Annotated in this window: 17 protein-coding genes; 10 read left to right on the forward strand and 7 right to left on the reverse strand. The window is 67.8% G+C overall.

Annotated features, from left to right (window positions below; genetic code table 11):
• Window positions 1-2 precede the first annotated feature (2 nt).
• The 3 genes from DAT35_RS34405 (at window position 3) to DAT35_RS34415 (ending at window position 3798) form a co-directional block, all read left to right on the forward strand.
• A complete protein-coding gene (locus DAT35_RS34405) occupies window positions 3-1583 on the forward strand; it encodes a serine protease (RefSeq protein ID WP_108073202.1) in 1581 nt (526 codons plus the stop codon).
• A gap of 159 nt (window positions 1584-1742) precedes the next feature.
• Window positions 1743-2444: a hypothetical protein gene (locus DAT35_RS34410; protein WP_108073204.1), complete on the forward strand. Its 702-nt coding sequence runs from the start codon at window positions 1743-1745 to the stop codon at window positions 2442-2444.
• Window positions 2445-2448: 4 nt separating this feature from the next.
• Window positions 2449-3798, forward strand: coding sequence for an alkaline phosphatase family protein (locus DAT35_RS34415; RefSeq protein ID WP_108073206.1), 1350 nt, complete (start codon window positions 2449-2451; stop codon window positions 3796-3798).
• Window positions 3799-3806: 8 nt separating this feature from the next.
• Here the strand turns inward: DAT35_RS34415 and DAT35_RS34420 are convergent, their stop codons facing one another.
• The gene (locus DAT35_RS34420; protein ID WP_108073208.1) at window positions 3807-4553 is read right to left on the reverse strand and encodes a head GIN domain-containing protein; all 747 of its coding nucleotides are present in this window, start codon (window positions 4551-4553) and stop codon (window positions 3807-3809) included.
• 137 nt (window positions 4554-4690) lie between these two features.
• On the opposite strand from DAT35_RS34420, the gene DAT35_RS34425 reads away from it, so the two are divergent.
• Complete coding sequence (locus DAT35_RS34425) at window positions 4691-5869, forward strand: dienelactone hydrolase family protein (protein ID WP_108073210.1); 1179 nt, start codon at window positions 4691-4693, stop codon at window positions 5867-5869.
• Between the two features lie 39 nt (window positions 5870-5908).
• Here the strand turns inward: DAT35_RS34425 and DAT35_RS34430 are convergent, their stop codons facing one another.
• From DAT35_RS34430 to DAT35_RS34450, 5 genes are all read right to left on the reverse strand, one after another.
• Window positions 5909-6685, reverse strand: a complete 777-nt coding sequence (locus DAT35_RS34430) for a hypothetical protein (protein ID WP_146210013.1) — start codon at window positions 6683-6685, stop codon at window positions 5909-5911.
• A 70-nt stretch (window positions 6686-6755) separates the two neighbouring features.
• Window positions 6756-6959: a hypothetical protein gene (locus DAT35_RS34435; protein WP_108073214.1), complete on the reverse strand. Its 204-nt coding sequence runs from the start codon at window positions 6957-6959 to the stop codon at window positions 6756-6758.
• A gap of 492 nt (window positions 6960-7451) precedes the next feature.
• A complete protein-coding gene (locus tag DAT35_RS34440; protein WP_108073218.1) occupies window positions 7452-8714 on the reverse strand; it encodes a hypothetical protein in 1263 nt (420 codons plus the stop codon).
• A 184-nt stretch (window positions 8715-8898) separates the two neighbouring features.
• Window positions 8899-9501 carry a DUF2378 family protein gene (locus DAT35_RS34445; RefSeq protein ID WP_233261893.1) on the reverse strand — a complete coding sequence of 201 codons (603 nt, stop codon included), beginning with the start codon at window positions 9499-9501 and terminating at the stop codon, window positions 8899-8901.
• Window positions 9502-9595: 94 nt separating this feature from the next.
• A complete protein-coding gene (locus DAT35_RS34450) occupies window positions 9596-11236 on the reverse strand; it encodes an AMP-binding protein (protein WP_108073222.1) in 1641 nt (546 codons plus the stop codon).
• A gap of 282 nt (window positions 11237-11518) precedes the next feature.
• Here DAT35_RS34450 and DAT35_RS34455 point away from each other — a divergent pair, with 282 nt between their 5' ends.
• The 4 genes from DAT35_RS34455 (at window position 11519) to DAT35_RS34470 (ending at window position 15125) form a co-directional block, all read left to right on the forward strand.
• On the forward strand, window positions 11519-12181 hold the full coding sequence (locus DAT35_RS34455) for a TetR/AcrR family transcriptional regulator (protein WP_108073226.1): 663 nt from the start codon (window positions 11519-11521) through the stop codon (window positions 12179-12181).
• Window positions 12182-12279: 98 nt separating this feature from the next.
• Entirely contained in the window at window positions 12280-13416 is a 1137-nt protein-coding gene (locus tag DAT35_RS34460) for an MFS transporter (RefSeq protein WP_108073556.1), read from the forward strand.
• A gap of 134 nt (window positions 13417-13550) precedes the next feature.
• Window positions 13551-14549 (forward strand): BON domain-containing protein, encoded by a 999-nt coding sequence (locus tag DAT35_RS34465; protein ID WP_108073230.1) that lies wholly within the window; start codon window positions 13551-13553, stop codon window positions 14547-14549.
• Window positions 14550-14588: 39 nt separating this feature from the next.
• Window positions 14589-15125: a BON domain-containing protein gene (locus tag DAT35_RS34470; protein ID WP_108073232.1), complete on the forward strand. Its 537-nt coding sequence runs from the start codon at window positions 14589-14591 to the stop codon at window positions 15123-15125.
• Window positions 15126-15155: 30 nt separating this feature from the next.
• Here the strand turns inward: DAT35_RS34470 and DAT35_RS34475 are convergent, their stop codons facing one another.
• Window positions 15156-16790, reverse strand: coding sequence for a R3H domain-containing nucleic acid-binding protein (locus DAT35_RS34475; RefSeq protein WP_108073236.1), 1635 nt, complete (start codon window positions 16788-16790; stop codon window positions 15156-15158).
• 207 nt (window positions 16791-16997) lie between these two features.
• Between DAT35_RS34475 and DAT35_RS34480 the strand changes: the two genes are divergently transcribed.
• Together DAT35_RS34480 and DAT35_RS34485 are read left to right on the forward strand one after the other, a co-directional pair.
• Window positions 16998-17462 (forward strand): hypothetical protein, encoded by a 465-nt coding sequence (locus DAT35_RS34480; protein WP_108073239.1) that lies wholly within the window; start codon window positions 16998-17000, stop codon window positions 17460-17462.
• Between the two features lie 94 nt (window positions 17463-17556).
• Entirely contained in the window at window positions 17557-17772 is a 216-nt protein-coding gene (locus tag DAT35_RS34485) for a hypothetical protein (RefSeq protein WP_108073242.1), read from the forward strand.
• Window position 17773: the final 1 nt, after the last annotated feature.

Below are 17773 nucleotides of genomic sequence, written 5' to 3' on the forward strand. Positions count from 1 at the left end.
AGATGAAGAACCTCGGACTGGCATGGCTCGTCGTGGGCCTCGCGGCCGGTGCCACCCCGAGGGGCTCGGCATCGCAGGGGTTCGAGAAAGTGGGCGAGGAGGTGATCATCCGCCTCGAATCGCCGCACCCGTACACGGCGGTGGAGCAGCGCGCCACCAACGGGGCACTCCACATCGACACGCTCACCCACCCCGGGGCCTCGTACATCGCCCCGCACTTCGCCACGCTCGAGCTGGAGGAGGGGGACTACCTGTTGGTCCGCTCGCCGGATGGCTCGCGCTCGTGGCGCTACGACAACTCGCACCCGGGCGCACGCGATGGCTTCTGGGGCATCCACATCCCCGGAGACACCGCCCTCATCGAGCTGCACGGCCCGATGACGAGACGCCAGGGGGTGCTCGGTGGGTACGGCTACCGCATCGACAAGTACGCACGGGGCTACAACGCGGGGGAGGCCGGCGCGAATGACATCCACCCCGAGGCCCTGTGCGGCGTGGACGACTCCGGCCCGGCCCGGTGCTACGAGAGCAGCGAGCCGCAGATCTACAAACACAGCCGGGCCGTGGCGCGCCTGCTCATCAACGGCACCACCGCCTGTACCGGCTGGCTCGTGGGCAACCAGGGCCACCTGCTGACGAACAACCACTGCATCAGCACGGACACGGACGCTCGGAACACCACCTACGAGCTCATGGCCGAGGGCGCCACCTGCTCGGCGAGCTGCGCTTCGTGGGGTGCATGCCCGGGCACGGTGGTTGCCGCCAGTGCCACGCTGGTGAAGACGGACGGCCCTCGGGACTACACGCTGGTGCGGCTGCCCACCAACCCCACGCCCACCCATGGCTTCCTCCAGCTTCGCCCCACCGGCGCGGTGGTGGACGAGCGCATCTATGTGCCGCAATACCCGGCGGCCTGGGGCAAGAGGATCGCAGTCACCTCCAGCGCCACGGCTGATGCCTCCGGCTACGCGGAGGTGTACAGCCTCAACGAGGTGGCGTGCCAGAGCGGCGGCCCCTCCGACGTGGGCTACTACGCGGACACCCAGGGAGGCTCGTCGGGCTCACCGGTGCTGGGCTACTCCGACCATCAGGTGGTGTCGCTGCACCACTGCGCCAACTGTCCCAACCGGGGCGTTCCCATCCAGGAGATCATCAACCACCTGGGCAGCAGCCTTCCCCCGTGCGCCCTGCGCAGCAGCACGTGCCCGGATCCATGGGGCGCCGGCGGCCCCCCTCCCCCACCGCCGGCCAACTCCTTCACCTACAGCGCCACCAACACCAACAGCGCCCAGCGGAACACGGTGAACAGAAGCCTCGCCCTCAACGCGGGGGACGTGGTGGAGGTGGGCACGTGCAACCTCTCGGGAGCGACCGCCCACGGCGACACCTACCTGCGCCTGTACGGAGGCGACGGCGTCCTGGCCGCCTACAGCGATGACGCCTGCGGCCTCTCGTCCTACTTCAAGTACACCGTGCCCACGGGCAGGAGCGGTACCTACGAAATCCGTGCCGGCTGCTACTCCAGCTTGAGCTGCGATGGCACCGTGGTGTGGAAGCGCAACGGCTCGCTCACGGGCCCGTAGCGCCCCCCGGGCGCCCTCCCGGCTCCCCTGCTGTCAGGTACAGGAGCCTTGCGGCCGGTACCTCGTCACAAAGAGGGGCGTGCTCGTTCATCCTCTGGGGACGCCGTCGCTTCGCGGCGCGACAGCCGCCCACCGGCGACGGTGGGCCCGGGGAGAGCGATGAGCACGGCATCGAGACGAAACTCGTGGAGCCGGCTCCAGGTCCGCCCGCTGGGGCTCCTGCTGAGCATGCTGCTCGCCCTGCTGCTGAGTGGCTGCCTGCCCACGCCCATCATCCACCAGTTCAGCACCACGCCACCGGTGGCCTGCCCGGGCGACGAGGTCACCCTCCGGTGGGAGACGAACGGGCCTGTCCGCATCGAGGCCACTCCCGAGGTCCCCACGCTCGGCAGGAAGCGCGACACGGGGACACAGAAGGTCACCATCAGCGGGCCCACACGCTTTCACCTGGAGGTCTACCGCGTCTTCGGCCTCAAGAAGGAGCTCACCGAGAGCGAGGTGCTCTCCCCGCCGAAGGACCTCGAGTACGGCGTCGTCGACGCCGAGGGCCAGAGTCACTTTACGTGCTCGACGCAGACAGGGGCCCTCGAGTCCTCCTTCCAACTGGACGACAGCCACATCTCGCCCAACGTCCGCGTCGGACAGGTGACGAACATGAACGTGCGCCCGCTGGTCATCAGCAAGGGCGACGTATCCGAGACGGTGGGAGAAGGCGCGAAGGCGCCGGGGTTCGAGGGACAACCCGCCCAGGGACTCTGGCGGCTGCGCGTCCCGCTCGACGAGGGCGAGAGCTGCGAGGACGCGCTCGAGTCGGTGGACGGCCGGTTGATCATCAAGTTCCAGCTCTCATGCCCGAGGTGAAGTCATGACCGCGCTCGACGAAATTCGAACGATCGTCATCCTGATGCTGGAGAACAGGTCGTTCGACCACATGCTCGGGCACCTGTCCCTGGAGCACCCGGAGTGGGATGTCGACGGGCTGAGAGACCCCGACACGAATCCGCGCTACGCCAACTTCTTCCAGCAGCGCTTCTTCCGGCCATTCCTCATCGGGGACGAGGCCTCGGTCATCCGAGACCCTCCGCACAGCCGCCACCTGGTACAGGTCCAGATGGCCCGGAGCGCCAGCGGCAAGAAGTACCGCATGTCTGGCTTCGTCGATGCCTATGTCCAATACACCCAGCACCAGGCCGAGCATCCGCCGCCGATGGGGTATTTCAATTCAGACGGGGCCTGGATGACGTCCTTCCTGGCCAGGGAGTACTGCGTCTGCGATCGCTGGTTCACGCCCCTGCCCTCGGACACGCAGCCCAACCGCTGCATGGCCTTCACCGGAACCACGCAGATCGATGACACGGGGTCGCGGCTCATCCCGTGCCAGGAGCATGTCTTCGATTGGCTGAACGACCACGGCGTGCGGTGGCGCGTCTACCATGACGGGCCGCCGTTCTTCCTGCTGTTCGGGAGGTTCCAGGAGCTGGTGGGATTGAAGTACCGCCCCATCAGCGAGCTCGCGAACGACATCCAACGCGAGCCCCCGGACGAAGCTCCGCAGGTCATCTTCATCGAGCCGCGCTACTTCGACTTCTTCTGGTCGGACGCGCCACCCAACTGCAACCATCCACTCGCCCGCGTCTGCAATGGCGAGATGCTCCTGCACCAGGTGTATACGGCGCTCACGAGCAACCCGGAGAAGTGGGCTCGGACGCTGTTCATCCACACCTATGACGAGCACGGTGGCTTCTTCGACCACGTGCCTCCCCTGCTCATCGACAACCTCATGCCTCCCCAGGCGAAGTACACGGAGCGATTCACGACGACCGGACCACGGGTTCCCGGATTGCTCGTGTCCCCCTGGGTGCGGCCGGGCAAGGCCTTCCACGGCAACCTCGACCACACGTCGATGCTCCAGCTGCTCGCCGAGAAGTTCGGGTCGGGTCCGGAGGACTACTCGGCCTCCGTCACCCACCGGAGGGCCCAGGGAATCCGAAGCCTGTCCGAGGCGCTCACCGATGTACCCCTCGTGCGGCCCCTCCCCCCCATGCGGGCGCCCCGGCCATGTCCCCCCGTGCCCTCGATGAAGCGGCAGCCCAAGGCCCCCAATGAGCGCGCCTTCCAGGAGGCGGCCCTGGAGTTGCTGAAGCACGAGGGGCCCATCGCGACCGGAGCGAAATACCCGGACCTCATCGGAGCCCCCCTGACGGAGACCCCCTGACGGCGCGACTACTCGAAGGAGAGCGTCGAGCCGCCGCTGAGCTCCTGCGAGAGCACCGAGGGCCGGCCGACGATGCGCACTTCACTGCCACCGGAGGCCGTGACGCGCAGGGTGTCCGAGACCCGCATCACCGCGGAGCCCCCACCACTGGAGTGGAGCGTGGCCTCACGGGCGCAGAGCTCGCGCGCCCGCAGGATGCTCCCGCCCGACATGTTGCTCGTCACCCGGGTGACACATCCCGCCAGCGTCACGTCCGCGCCTCCGCTCACGTCCATCGAGAAGGACTCGGTGGAGAGACCCCGAATCTTCACCGTGCCACCCCCGCTCGCGGCGAGTGAGAAGGACGCCGGAGCGACAGTGCCGCTCACGTCCACCGTGCCCCCACCCGAGCGGGTGAGGGACTCCAGGCCCGGCACCGTCACCTCCACACGCAGGGGGTTGGGAGAGGTCCAGCCCGCCACGTCCTCCGGACGGAAGTAGATCCGGAGAGCATTCGCGCCCACCTTCTCCGTCCGCATCAACGCCACCAGGTTGTCATCCCCCACCAGGCGCACCTTCCTCGGCTGGTTCGCGTCCACCACCACCGTGGCGTCGATGCCGTCGTTCACCTCGAGCGCCACGAAGTCCGGCGTCTGCCGCTCCTCCTCCACCTGATGGCCACTCCCCACCACCTGTGGCCCGAATCCACAGCCCGTGAAAGCCACCACCGCCGCCAGCGACAGCCCCACCCACAGTCCGCGAAATCCGACGTTCATGTTCCCACTCCCGAGTGTCCTGGCCGGTGACTCCGACCCCGGACGCTGAAACACCAGAGCCCTGTGGAACTGTCACCGGGCATGAAGAAAAGTCCCGGGCCTCCAGTCCCAGCGCGGGCCAGGGATAGATTCCCGGAATGCAGCGACTTCCCCCACCCGCCTTCGCGCTCCTCCTCGCCGCCCTGTGCGCTGTCGCCGTCTTGCCCGCCAGGGCCGCCACGCCCCAGTCCGAGGAGGCCCGCCACTCCATCGGCTTCCGCGTCCTCGAGCGCACCGACTCCTCTCGCGTCTCACCCCGCTTCCCCAAGGGACGACCGCTCCAGATTTCCCTCTGGTACCCGGCCGCATCCGCCTCCCCACCGCTCACGTATCGCGACTACTACCTCCTCTCCACCCGGGAGCTCTCCTTCGAACCCGTGGACAAGGCCGTGGATCGCGAGGCGATCGCGAAGTTCACGTCCTTCCTTGCCGCCGCGGGCGTGAAGGCCGAGGACGCCCAGACCTTCCTCGCGACGAAGATGCGCGCCTCGCGCAACGCCGCTCCGGTGCTCGGACGCTTTCCGCTCATCCTGATCGCCCAGGGCAACGACCAGTCCGCGCATGATCAGGCGTTCCTCGCCGAGTCCCTCGCCGCCCGCGGCTACGTGGTCGCGACCGTCCCCTCCCAGACGCGGCTCGGCAGCCCGATGACAGAGGAGCGCGAGATTCCCACCCAGGCGGAGGAGCAGGCCACGGACCTCGCCTTCACCCTCCGCGCGCTCCGCTCCGAGCCCCAGGTCCGCGCCTCCGGGAAGTACGGCCTCGTGGCCCACAGCTTCGGCGCGCGCTCGGCCCTCCTGCTGATGATGAGGGACTCCGATGCCGCGGCTCTGGTCAGCCTCGATGGCGGAATCGGAGGCAAGGCCGGCAAGGGCTGGCTCGAGAAGGCCCGGAGCTTCGACCGCGCGAAAGCAACGGCTCCCCTCCTCCACTTCTACGAGGTGGGTGACCGCTTCATGGTCCCCGACCACGAGATTCTCCGCTCGCTCGACCGCGCCAACCGTTGGCTCGTCAAGGTCGATGGGATGCGTCACGTCCACTTCACGAGCCTGGGCATCGCCGTCCGGAGCCTCCCGGCCCTCGCCGAGAAGACCTCCGCGGAGCCGCGCACCCCACGGGCCTGGGAGGCCGTTGCCGAAATGACCGCGAGCTTCCTGGAGCGCTTCATCGGAGATGACACCGACGCGCAGGCGGAACCCGGCCGCTGGACACCTCCGGCCTCGCCTCTCCTCCATCCAGAGAAACTGCCCGCCCTGCACCCTGGCGCCGGGGAATAAGGGACCGCATCGCGAAGGACGACGGGCGCGCCGCACCTTTCAGGGCGCTCCGGGTCTCAATTCCTGCTGCGTGGGGATGCGGATTAGCACACGCAGCGCCCTCAACCGATGGTACCCCACGGAATAGAGTTCGCTTCCGATGGCGACCACGGTCGGAGGCGGGGGCTCGGGCTGCATATTCAGCCAGGTGTCCGCCTCCTCCCGGGTCGCGAAGAACTGAAGGGGGCCCGAAGCCCGAGCGGAGTGGATGCTCTCCAGGTACTCCTCGAAACCATGGTGCTCCCCCACGTGCATCACGAAGTCGAGGGAGATTCTGGCGGCTCCGATGGCCTCGAGTTCCTGTGGCGAGGAAATACGCTGCTCCAATTCATGGAGGTGGAAGCAGGTCCACTTGAAGAAGTCGAAGAAACTGAAGCGCATGCCCTGGATCGGACTGGGTGGCGCCGTCTCATCTGCATTCCCAGGCTCGTCCTCATCCTCGGCGTCATCCATTTGCGCCAACTCCTCTCTGGAGGGAATGCGGAGCAACTTCCGGAAGTCAGGCTCGCGTATGTACGCGACGGTATAGAGCTCATTCAATGCTCCGATGATGGCTCCGTGGGGTGGCGAGGGGTGATTCCGCAGCCAGGTGTCTGCTTCTTCCTTCGTCGCGAAAGTGAGGACGGGAAGGAGCGGCGCGGTGTCGAAGCTCTCGAAAAACTCCTCAAACGCACCTGCCTCGCCCCTTCCTACGATGAAATGAAGCGTGGTCCTGGAGTTCTTGAGCGCATCATGTTGCTCCGAAGTGAATGCGTGTCGCTCCACCTGATGGAGCAAGGCCAGGGTGCTCTTGGTGAACTCAGAGCTCATTCAGGCGTTCCATTGGATGGTGGGGGCTCATTCCTTCTCAGACTGCCATGAGCGCCACGGGGACCAGGACAATCGCTCCCACACCAGCAGACATGGTCACAAATGCGACACCGGCGATGACGACTATCGTGCCCATGAGGAGTTCCTTCCGGTTTCGCCTCAGCCACTCAACTGCGTCACTCGCAGCAGGAAACAACAGGGCGTGTGAATTCTGGGATTCAAGACACTTTTCGAGTTCCATCAAACATTTCGTTGAGCAGAAGCGCCCCTTGCCGCCATCCTCCCTTTTGACATGACTAAGACTGGACGGGAGCCTGCGTTTCATACAGTTCCGATAGCAATCTATATTCTCCTGGTCACAATCCCTCGGGCGCTGTGAAGCGAGCACGATGTTTCCAGTCACATCACCAGTGTTGGAGAGGTGGCTATACAGAGGCAGGTCGAACTCAGTTGTTCGCAGCCATGAGTGGCTGACCCGACCATCCGGTTCCTCTTGGATGATGAGTACGAAGTCGGAGAGCTCTTCCACACTCGGGGGGCCAGAATGGCGAGTACTACCGCAGGAGACCAGCAGAAGGATTAGAATTGACGCGAACTGCCTATAACCGGCACAGGTTCTCATGTTGGTTGCGAAGTTCACCGGTGAGCATGGGAGTGACCATGCGGTGTGCCACAGACTGGTCTCGGAGCCAAGGCGCTCGACGGTGCTCATCCGCAATGACGATGAGCGCCCTCACGCCGCGGCGGCGTGGTCCAGCGAGCGCCATGTGCCCAGCGCCCACTCTTGCTCCTCTGGATCATCGAAGCTGACAACGCACAGCGCCCGATGCGCGCCGGACTCGCACAGCGCCGTGAGCCGGCAATCCCCCGGCTCCACGTGCAGCGTGGCCCGTCCACTCACCCGCTCACCATGGTGCTTGAGCTCGTACGGCACCTCCGCCTCGGGACCCGGAGCAATGCCTCGCACGTCCTCCAGCGGCACGAAGCGCACGCTGCGGCGGTGGTCTCTCGCCACCCAGCTCCCGTCCGCCAGGCGCGTCTCCGCCAGCGAGCCAGGGATTCGGATCTCCCAGCCCTCGGGCAGCGACACCTGCACCGAGCCACGCCGGTAGCCGATGAGCGGACCCGCGGGCGCAGCGATGGCCTGCCGGGACACCTCCTCCGCCAACGTGCCACCCAGGCCAAGGTACCCCAGCACCTGCTGCCACTCGCGCCACGGGTAGGGCAGCTCCGGCTCCTCGCGCCACGCCTGCTCCAGCAGCCGCGCCACGTCCCGGAAGAGGTGGCGCTCCTCCTCGAGCAGCGGCGGACGCCACACCATCTCCGTCCAGATACGGCTGAGCGCCCGGCCCAGCTTCGTCGATGCGCCCAGGCCTGGCTCCCACCACGGGAAGATGTCACGGCCGAGCAGCGGATCCTCGTGCACGGCGCGCAGCCAGGGCTCGTCACGCGGGCCCAGCGGCGTCAGCAGGGCACCGGGGTACTCGAAGCCGTGCCCGGCCCGCATCGACAGCGTCGCCCCCGAGTGGCCATGCTTGCGGAACTCCAGCACCCGGCCGGCCATCTCCTTCAGCCAGACGAGCATGCGAGGGGCAATGCCGCTCGCATCCCCGGTGTGGAAATACCCCGTGGGGTCCCCCACTCCCGCGGTGGTGATCGCCGGGTCGGCCCAGTCCACCCGGAGCGCATCCCCCAGGTCATGGAGCAGGTCGCACAGGTAGCGGTGGTAGCCGGGCCCCACCATGGAGGTGTTGGCCGAGACGACCACCCGTCCCTTCCCGGCGGCCACGATGGCCACCTCCTCCGCGGCCGGGTGCAGGCGCAGGAACAGGATGGGCCCGTGGGGGCCCTCCACCGTGCGAGAGCTCTCCAAGAGCTCCTCCGCCACGTCACGCACCCAGCGATCCACCCGCCGCAGCCAGGGCCGAGGAGCTTCGGGCGAGGAGAAGAGCTCCTCGGTTCCGTACCAGCCTGCCAGCAGCAGCTTCACTCCCATGGCGTCCGCTCCTCTCCGTCAGGCGGGGGCTCCATCTCATCGCAACGAGCAGAGCCGGTGGATTATGTCTCCGGGCAGAGGGAGCGCTGGAGATTCGCGGCGAGAGAGACCTGGAGGCAGGAACCGGCCGGGCGCTTCCTCCGCCCGCCGTCCACGCGCCCTCCGGCCCATCGGCTCACGGGCCTCATGACCAACGGATGTCGTAGTCGACGTCGAGCGGAGCCAGCCGGTTCCCCATCACCACGAGCTCCTTCGCCGTGGACTGCTCCAGCGCGGCGATGAGGACACCCTCGTTGTACGCCAGGGGCAGGAAGTCCCGGCGCGCCATCAGCTTCACCTGCCGATCCCCCACCCGTTCCACGAAGCGCTCCCCGTAGCTCAACGAGGCCCGGTAGGCGCTGGGAAAGCTCGCGAGCAGCCGCTGAGGATCCGTGCCCGCCAGCGCCATCATCGTCTTGCCCACGGTGGACTGGAGGAAGTCTCCGGTGGCGCGCCGCCCGAGCTGGCGCAGGACGGCGTCCGCGCCCCCATGCTTCGGGCCGAGCAGCTCGACGGCGGTGAAGAGGCCCTTGAGGAAGTCCGCCACCGGGTAGCTGAAGAAGTCCACGAACCGCTTCTCACCCGAGGCCGCGAAACACCTCGCCCGAATCTCCTCGCCCCCGAGCGCGCGCACCGCATCGAGCAGGCCGTTGAAGAACATCCCGCGGCAGGTGTCCACGGGGGTGACCACGTTCAGCAGTTGTTCCAAGCCGGGGGCGGCAATGGCGGAAGTGGCGGGGGTGCTCACGGTGGGGGGACTCCTGAGAGCATATCTGGCGGCTGCTCGCCTGCCCGCCAGACAGGGGGATTCCTATTAGAGCGCAAAACACCACTCCCCGGGATCACGCCGTTCGGATGGCCGCGGCCGATTGCAGACCCAACTCCGCGACCGCCACCTCGCGCATACGGAATTTCTGGATTTTTCCAGTCACCGTCATCGGGAATTCGTCCACGAACTTCCAGTAGCGGGGAATCTTGAAGGTAGAGATGCGGCCCGAGCAGAAGCCGACCAGCTCCTCCTGGGTGAGGGTGGCGCCGGGCTTCAGCTTCACCCAGGCCATCACCTCCTCGCCGTACTTCTCGCTGGGCACGCCGATGACCTGGGCCTCGCTGACAGCCGGGTGCGTGTGGAGGAACTCCTCGATCTCCCGCGGGTACACGTTCTCGCCGCCGCGGATGATCATGTCCTTGATGCGGCCGACGATCTTGACGTAGCCCTCCTCATCCATGGTGGCCAGGTCACCGGTATGCATCCAACCCGCCACGTCGATGGAGGTCCGGGTCGCCTCGGGGTTGTTCCAGTAGCCCAGCATCACGCTGTAGGCGCGCGTGCACAGCTCACCGGGTGTGCCACGGGGCACCACCGCACCGCTCTCCGGAGCGACGATCTTCACCTCCACATGCGGGTGCACCCGGCCCACGGTGGAGACACGCTTGTCGAGCGGATCATCCAGCGCGCTCTGCGTGGACACGGGAGAGGTCTCCGTCATGCCGTAACAGATGGTGACCTCGCGCATGTTCATGCGCGACTGCACCTTCTTCATCACCTCGACGGGACAGGGCGAGCCCGCCATGATGCCCGTGCGCAGCGAGGAGAAGTCGAACTCGCCGAAGCGCGGATGGTCCAGCTCGGCGATGAACATGGTGGGCACGCCATAGAGCGCGGTGCAGCGCTCGGCCTGCACCGTCTGCATCACCGCGAGCGGATCGAACGCCTCGGCCGGAATCACCATGGTCGAGCCGTGGGAGGTGCAGGCCAGGTTGCCCATCACCATGCCGAAGCAGTGGTAGAAGGGCACGGGGATGCAGACGCGGTCCTCGGCGCCCAGGCGCAACGCCTCGCCCACGAAGAAGCCGTTGTTGAGGACGTTGTGGTGGCTGAGCGTGGCGCCCTTGGGAAAGCCCGTGGTGCCGGACGTGTACTGGATGTTGATGGGATCATCGAACTGGAGCGAGGCCTCGCGGTCCGCGAGCGTGCGCTCGCTCACGTGGGCGCCGTTCTTCAGCAGCAGCTCCCAGTCGTCGTCCAGCACCAGGGAGACGCGCAGGCTGGGACAGCGCGGGCGCACCTCCTCGAGCATCTTGCGGTAATCCGTCTGGCGGAAGCCGCGAGACAACAGCAGCACGCTGGCGCCGGACTGCTGGAGCGCGTACTCCAGCTCCGCCGTCTTGTAGGCGGGGTTGAGGTTCACGAGGATGGCGCCAATGCGGGCCATGGCGTACTGGGCCACCACCCACTCGAAGCGGTTGGGGGACCAGAGGCCCACGCGATCTCCCTTCTCCACGCCGAAGGCCAGCAGGCCCAGGGCCACCCGCGTCGTCTGGTCCCAGAGCTGGCGCCACGTGGCGCGGTAACCCTGTGAGACGACGACGAGCGCCTCGCGATCGCCATGGCGCTCGACGGTGCGGCGCAGGTTCTCACCGATGGTGTCCCCGAGCAGCGGGGTGGTGCTGGTGCCGTGGGCGTAGGAAGGAGTGGGCATGGCCGATGATGTCCGCGAGTCGGCCCCCCTCGCAATGAGCAAGGTGTGCGCTCCGGACAGCCCCGCTCACGAGGAGACAGCCCCGGTCTCCTGCCCGGAGAAGGTGGGACGTCCAAGAAAGGCCGGACTCATATCGTTACGGCCCGTATCGAAATCCAGGAGATTTTCTAAGCGGAGGAATGAGCGCGGCCCTGGCAGCCAGAGGGTGGGCCCGAAGCCGCGATTGAATGAATACGCACCGGATTGTAATGCATGGGCGCGTTCTCCCAGGAAGGCCCAGGAATGAGTCCGGTGAAGACCCAGCGGGAAGTGGCTCGGCGGCCCGGCCGTCCTCGCGACGAGCGCCTGGACGCGGCGATTCTCGATGCCGCGCTGGCGGAGCTCTCGGAGGCGGGTTACTCCGGCTTTTCCCTCGAGGCGGTGGCGGCACGCGCCGGTGTCAGCAAGCCCGCCATCTACCGGCGCTGGCCCACCCGGCAGCACCTCATCATCGACACCATCGCCCGCACACTCGGCTCGGATCCCGCTCCGGACACGGGCAACACGCGTGAGGACATCATCACTGGAATCTCCACGCTCGTCTCTTCCTTCGCGGGGACGGTCACGGGCCGGGTGCTGCCCGGACTGGTGAGTGATCTGGCGGAGGATCCACAGCTCACCCAGACCTTTCTGGACCGCACCTTCCGCCCGCGCCGCGCATCAATGATCCGCGCCCTCCAACGAGGCATGGCGCGCGGCGACATCCGGCCAGACATCGACGTGGAGCTCATCCTCGACATGCTGGCCGCGCCCGTCTACTACCGCGTCCTCTTCCGGCACCTTCCCCTGACTCCGCAGGTGGCCGTGGAGGTCGTGGATCTCTTGCTCGCTACCCTTCGCCCCCAGGCGACACGCGAGCAGCAATCGCAGCAGGACCGGCCCCGCCGGCCACGAGGTACCCGATGAAGACCCAGCTCCTCGAATCCACGGTGACCGGCCCGGCCGAGACCGTCACGCACACCCCCTCCGAGCCCCACAGCCTGAGCCCAGGCCTCGTCTGGTTGATGGCGATCGCCGCGGGCATCTCGGTCGCGAACCTCTACTACCACCAGCCCCTGCTCGGAGACATCGGGCAGACGTTCCACGCCTCGGACCAGGAGCTGGGGCTCATCCCCGCCTTCTCCCAGGTGGGCTATGCCCTGGGGCTGCTGCTCATCGTCCCACTGGGGGACAGCCTCGAGCGGCGGCGCACCATCGTCGTCATGTCCGCGCTGGTGAGCCTCGCGCTCATGGGCGTGGCGCTGGCGCCGAGCCTGCCGTGGATGATCGTCACCAGTGGCCTGGTGGGCGTGACGACCGTGGTGCCGCAGTTGCTCATCCCCCTCGCCGCCCACATGGCCCCCGCGACCCAGCGCGGACGGGTCCTGGGCACGGTGATGAGCGGGCTGCTCGTGGGCATCCTCCTGTCGCGCACCGCCTCGGGGTTCCTCGGAGTGCAGTTCGGCTGGCGCGCCATGTTCTGGATCGCCGCGGCGCTGATGCTGCTCTTGACGGTGGTGCTGCGCTTCACGCTGCCGAGCCAGCCCGCGAGCTCGTCCCTCTCCTACCCAGCCCTGCTGCGCTCGCTGGGGTCGCTGGTGCGAGAGGAGCCGGCGCTGCGGCTGCACTCGGTGCTGGGAGCAATCTCCTTTGGCGGCTTCAGCGCCTTCTGGAGCACCCTGGCGCTCTACCTCCATTCCCTGCCGGAGCACTACGGGCCCCAGGTGGCGGGACTGTTCGGAGCGGTGGGCGTGGCCGGCGCCATCGCCGCGCCGCTGATCGGCCGCTACGCCGACAAGCGCGGGGACCGGCTCATCAACATGATCGGCATCGGCATCCTGCTCCTGTCCTTCGTCGTGCTCGGGCTGCTCGGCCGGTGGCTGTGGGGTATCGCGCTCGGCGTCATCCTGTTGGACCTGGGCGCGCAGGCCAATCACATCTTCAACCAGACGCGCGTCTACGCACTGCGCCCCGAGGCCCGCAACCGGCTCAACACCGTCTACATGGTGACGTACTTCGTGGGTGGCGCCACGGGAGCATGGCTGGGCAGCCTCGCCTGGAGTCACTGGGGCTGGAGCGGCGTCTGCGCCGTGGGCGCGGCCCTGGCGTTCATGGGGCTGATGGTGCTGAGGCTCGACGGGGCAAAGCGAAAGGAACCGTAACCGGCGTCCTCCGGTGAGCGAAGTCGTCCATTGCCGGGGAGGCTCGGCCGAGCAGCCTCCCCCACCCCGCCTCCTTGCCGTAGGTGCGAGCCGGTACGACCCTCTGGGCGATCCACACCCCAAGGGAGGTGGCGATGGCGGACGGGCGGCGGCGGCATGGTGTCGATTGGCAGGGACGAGGGCAGGATCCGGAGCGCGGAACCCGGCGTGACGTCACGGAGCGCGGGCGGGACACGGGCCGCACGCGGGAGTTTCGGGATGAGGATCGGGGACCGGGCCGCGGTTATCGCGAGGAGGATCGGGATCGCGACCGCTTCGGCGGGGGTGGCGTGGGCCCGGGAGGACGCGGCATCAGAGCCCGGGACTCGGGCCGCTACGGCCGGGGCTACGAGTATGGCGGTGACGAGGATCTCGGCCGCTTCGATCAGGACAGCCGCGAGGAGTACCAGCGTGGCGGGCTGATGCGCGGGGCTCCGGGGAGGCGTCGGGCCGGCGGCCCCGGCGAGGAGTTCGGCGAGGGCTTCTGGAGCGAAGTGACGCGGGAGCGGACCCGGGGCGACTTCAACCGCTACGGAGATCGCGGCGTCGTACGCACCCAGCCGTATGACACCGAGCGCTGGGACCGGGGTACCTACGGACTGGGAACCGGGGACCCGGGCGACGACCGGGGCTACAACACGCGCGGCTGGGCCTCGGAGGATGTGGCGGCCCTGCCTCTTCGCGAGCGCCCCCAGTACATGGAGCGCCCGGGCGTCGGCTACAGCACCAGCCCCACACGAAACATGGATCGGGACACGGGCCATGGCGCCGGGCGCGGCGGCATGCAGGGGGCATATCCGCGCCAGGGACGCGGGCCGCGCAACTACCAGCGCGCGGATGAGCGCATCCGTGAGGACATCTGCGATCGGCTGATGCAGGGCTGGATGGACGCGGACGCCGTGGACGTCCGGGTGGACGGGGGCGAGGTCACCCTCTCCGGCACGGTGGGGAGCCGGAACGAGAAGCGTGCCATCGAGGACCTGGCCGAGGAGGTGCTCGGGGTGAAGGAGGTCCACAACGAGATCCGGGTCGCCCGCGAGCCTCAGCGGGAAGAGGATCGGGGCGCGCAGCAGCAGGACCGCACGCTGCAGTGAGGCGGGACTTCACGCATCCGACGAGAGAGGAGCCGACGAATGGCACGGCGAGATCAAGACATCCAGGGCCAGGAGCAACGCTTCCCGGTGCGCGCGAGGTGGCAGGAGCATCCAATCCGTGACGAGGGCACACGCCGCGGAGCGGAGGGCCGCCCGGGCTACGGCGCATCCGGTGCCGAGCGTGGTTACAACCAGGGAGGCCGGGGAGGACTGGGCGCCTACGAGCGCGGCTACCAGCCCGGCAGCTATGACTGGAAGCTGGAGCGGAGGGAGGCTCGGCAGGGCCAGGTGAGGCCGCCACGAGGCTACCAGCGCTCGGACGAGCGCATCCGCGAGGACGTCTGCGAGCGGCTCATGGAGGGCCCCGTCGACGTGGGAGAGGTGGAGGTCATCGTCAGCGATGGGGAGGTGACCCTGAGCGGCACGGTGCAGGTGCGCTGGCAGAAGCGTGCCATCGAGGACCTCGCCGCCAGCGTGCGCGGGGTGCATGACGTACACAACCGCGTCCGCGTGCGTCCCGCGGAGGAGGTTTCGGCCTGGGAAGAGCCGAGGGAACAGCCGCACATGGGCACCTGACGGCCCGAGGAGCGCGTGGGGGCTCCGGCCTCAGGCCAGGCCCTCCGCGCCCTCCGCCCCTTCCACCTCCCGGTCCCGGGGCAGGTCCACCAGCGCGCCGAGCGGGTAGATGACGAGGTGCCGCTGGGGCTCACTGCCGTGGCTCACCGTCTCCAGGTGGTAGCGCGAGACGAGCCGGTGTTGCAGCTTGCGCAACCGGGGCGGCCTCGGGGCCAGGGGCACCACCACGCTCTCGCTCAGTACACGCTGGATGGCGTGCTCGGCCTCGAGCACCGCCTCGCGGACCAGGTCCTCATCCATCCCCTCGGCGAGGAGGAAGGCGTCACGCAGCACCCGACGCATCTCCGACGAGCTGTTGCGCTTGATGGCCAGCACGCGCGCCCCCGACTTCTCCGACACCTTGCGCAGCTTCGGGTCATTGGCTCGCGAGCGCAGCGTGATGATGACATCCGCGTTCTCCAAGCGGCCCACCACGCGCGCGTCCGCGCCCAGATCTCGCAACACCCGCTCGAGCAGATCGCGGCTGGTCGCGTGGGCATAGACGCGAGCGGTGCCCTGGCGCAGGCCGGGCTCTCGCCGAGGAGCGGCCACTCCCTCCCGGGAAGGTGGCTCGGTGGGTCTTCCAGGCCGGGCCGGCAGCGGGGCCACCGCCTGCGGCTCCTCCTTCACCTCCACCTGTCCCCCGACGAGCTGGCGCCGCTCGCCGCCCACGTTCTCACCCGCCAGCAGCCGGTCCACCGACTGGGCGGTGTCACGGTGCACCAGCACCTCGTCGCGGCTCACCATCTCCACCACGACGTCGAAGGTGGGCGGCGCCCGCCGCTCGTTGATGGTCTTCTGCGTGTGGCGACGCCGTGCCTCTTCATCGCTGAGCGTGACCGTGTGCACGCCGCCCACCAGGTCCGACAGCGTGGGGTTGAGGACCAGGTTCTCCAGGGTGTTGCCATGGGCCGTGGCCACGAGCTGCACGCCGCGCTCGGCGATGGTGCGGGCCGCGGAAGCCTCGGCCGAGGTTCCAATCTCATCGACGATGATGGCCTCGGGCATGTGGTTCTCCACCGCCTCGATCATCACGTCATGTTGGCGATCCGGCCGCGACACCTGCATGCGGCGCGCTCCACCGATGCCCGGATGGGGGATGTCGCCGTCTCCGCCGATCTCGTTGGAGGTGTCCACCACCATGACGCGCTTGCCCAGATCATCGGCGAGCACGCGGGCCACCTCGCGCAGCTTGGTCGTCTTGCCCACTCCGGGCCGGCCGAGCAGCAGGATGTTCAGGCCGGTGCCGATGAGATCCTTGAGCATGTCGATGGTGCCGTAGATGGCCCGGCCCACGCGCAACGTGAGGCCCACCACCTTGCCCTGACGGTTGCGGATGGCGGAGACGCGGTGGAGGGTGCGCTCGATGCCAGCACGGTTGTCCTCGCTCACCGTGCCCACCTGCGCCAGCACGTGCTCCAGGTCCTTGCGGGTGACGGCGGACTCGGACAGGCGCACCACGCGCCCGGTGAGCCGGGCCTCGGGCGAGCGGCCGAGGTCCATCACCACCTCGAGGACCTCGCCGGGAGGCAACTCCCGCACCGCGGCCTGCAATGGTTCGGGGAGCGTGCCCACGAGGAGCCGGAAGTCGTCATCGGGAACGGCAATGGCGTCGCGCGGGCTCATGGCGTGTCTAAAGGTGAATCCTTCCGAGTCGGGTTGCACGTGTCCCCGTGCCCGAGGGGCAGCGAGGCATCCAATGCTAGCGGGCATCCGGGAGCTCCGCCGCTCTCTCGTGACTGGGTACAGGCTCTCGCCCTGCATAGCTCAGCCGTAAGGGGCATGACTGGGGGCTCCCCGCCTCCAGCCTCCACGCCCGAGGAGCGACCCCAGATGGCCCGGTACGACAAAGACAACGACCGTCCCCTCAACACCCCGAGCACCCAGGAGAACATCGACAAGCCCAAGGGGCAGATGAGCATCCGCGACGCCGCCGCCAGGGAGATGCCGACCCAACATCTCGAGACCGGAAGGCACGCCAAGATGGCGCACGGCTTCGGCAACGGCGCCGAGACAGCGAAGCGCCATACCGAGATGGGCGTGGACATGATGAACCTGGGAATGGAGGAGCCGAGTACGGGTGCGTCGATGACGGAGCTCATCGAGCGTATCTTCCAGCTGCCATTCCAGGCACAGGTCAGCGTGACGCGCATGGTGGCGCTCCGGGTGCTCGGCGCCATGGACGCGAGGGATCAACAGAGCTTCATGAACGACCTGCGCTCGGAGCTCGGCAAGGTGTCGGGTGAGGACAGCACCGAGGTCCGGCCGACGAGCACCGAGGACATCCAGGGCACGTGAGCAGGTCCGCTGGCACTTCGAAGGCCGGGCAGACAGGCCGGGAAGTCATTCCATGAGCATCTTCGGGTGATTGCTCGAGGAGGGAGGCCCACACATGACAGAGCCAATCAAGGAACGAGGCCTGACGGCACCACCCAAGGACGAGCAGTCCGATGAAGCCCGGCAGGAGGCGAGCCGTTCGAGCGGACAGGATGCAGTCCCCGCCTCCCCCGAAGGAGAGGCCAACGCGGGGATGGGCGAGCAGATCGTCGGAGTTGCGATGGACACCATTGTCGACGGCGAAGGGAACATCCTGGAGCCACCGGATTGAG

It is taken from the genome of Vitiosangium sp. GDMCC 1.1324 (assembly GCF_003044305.1).
In the GTDB taxonomy this organism is placed as follows: Bacteria; Myxococcota; Myxococcia; order Myxococcales; family Myxococcaceae; genus Archangium.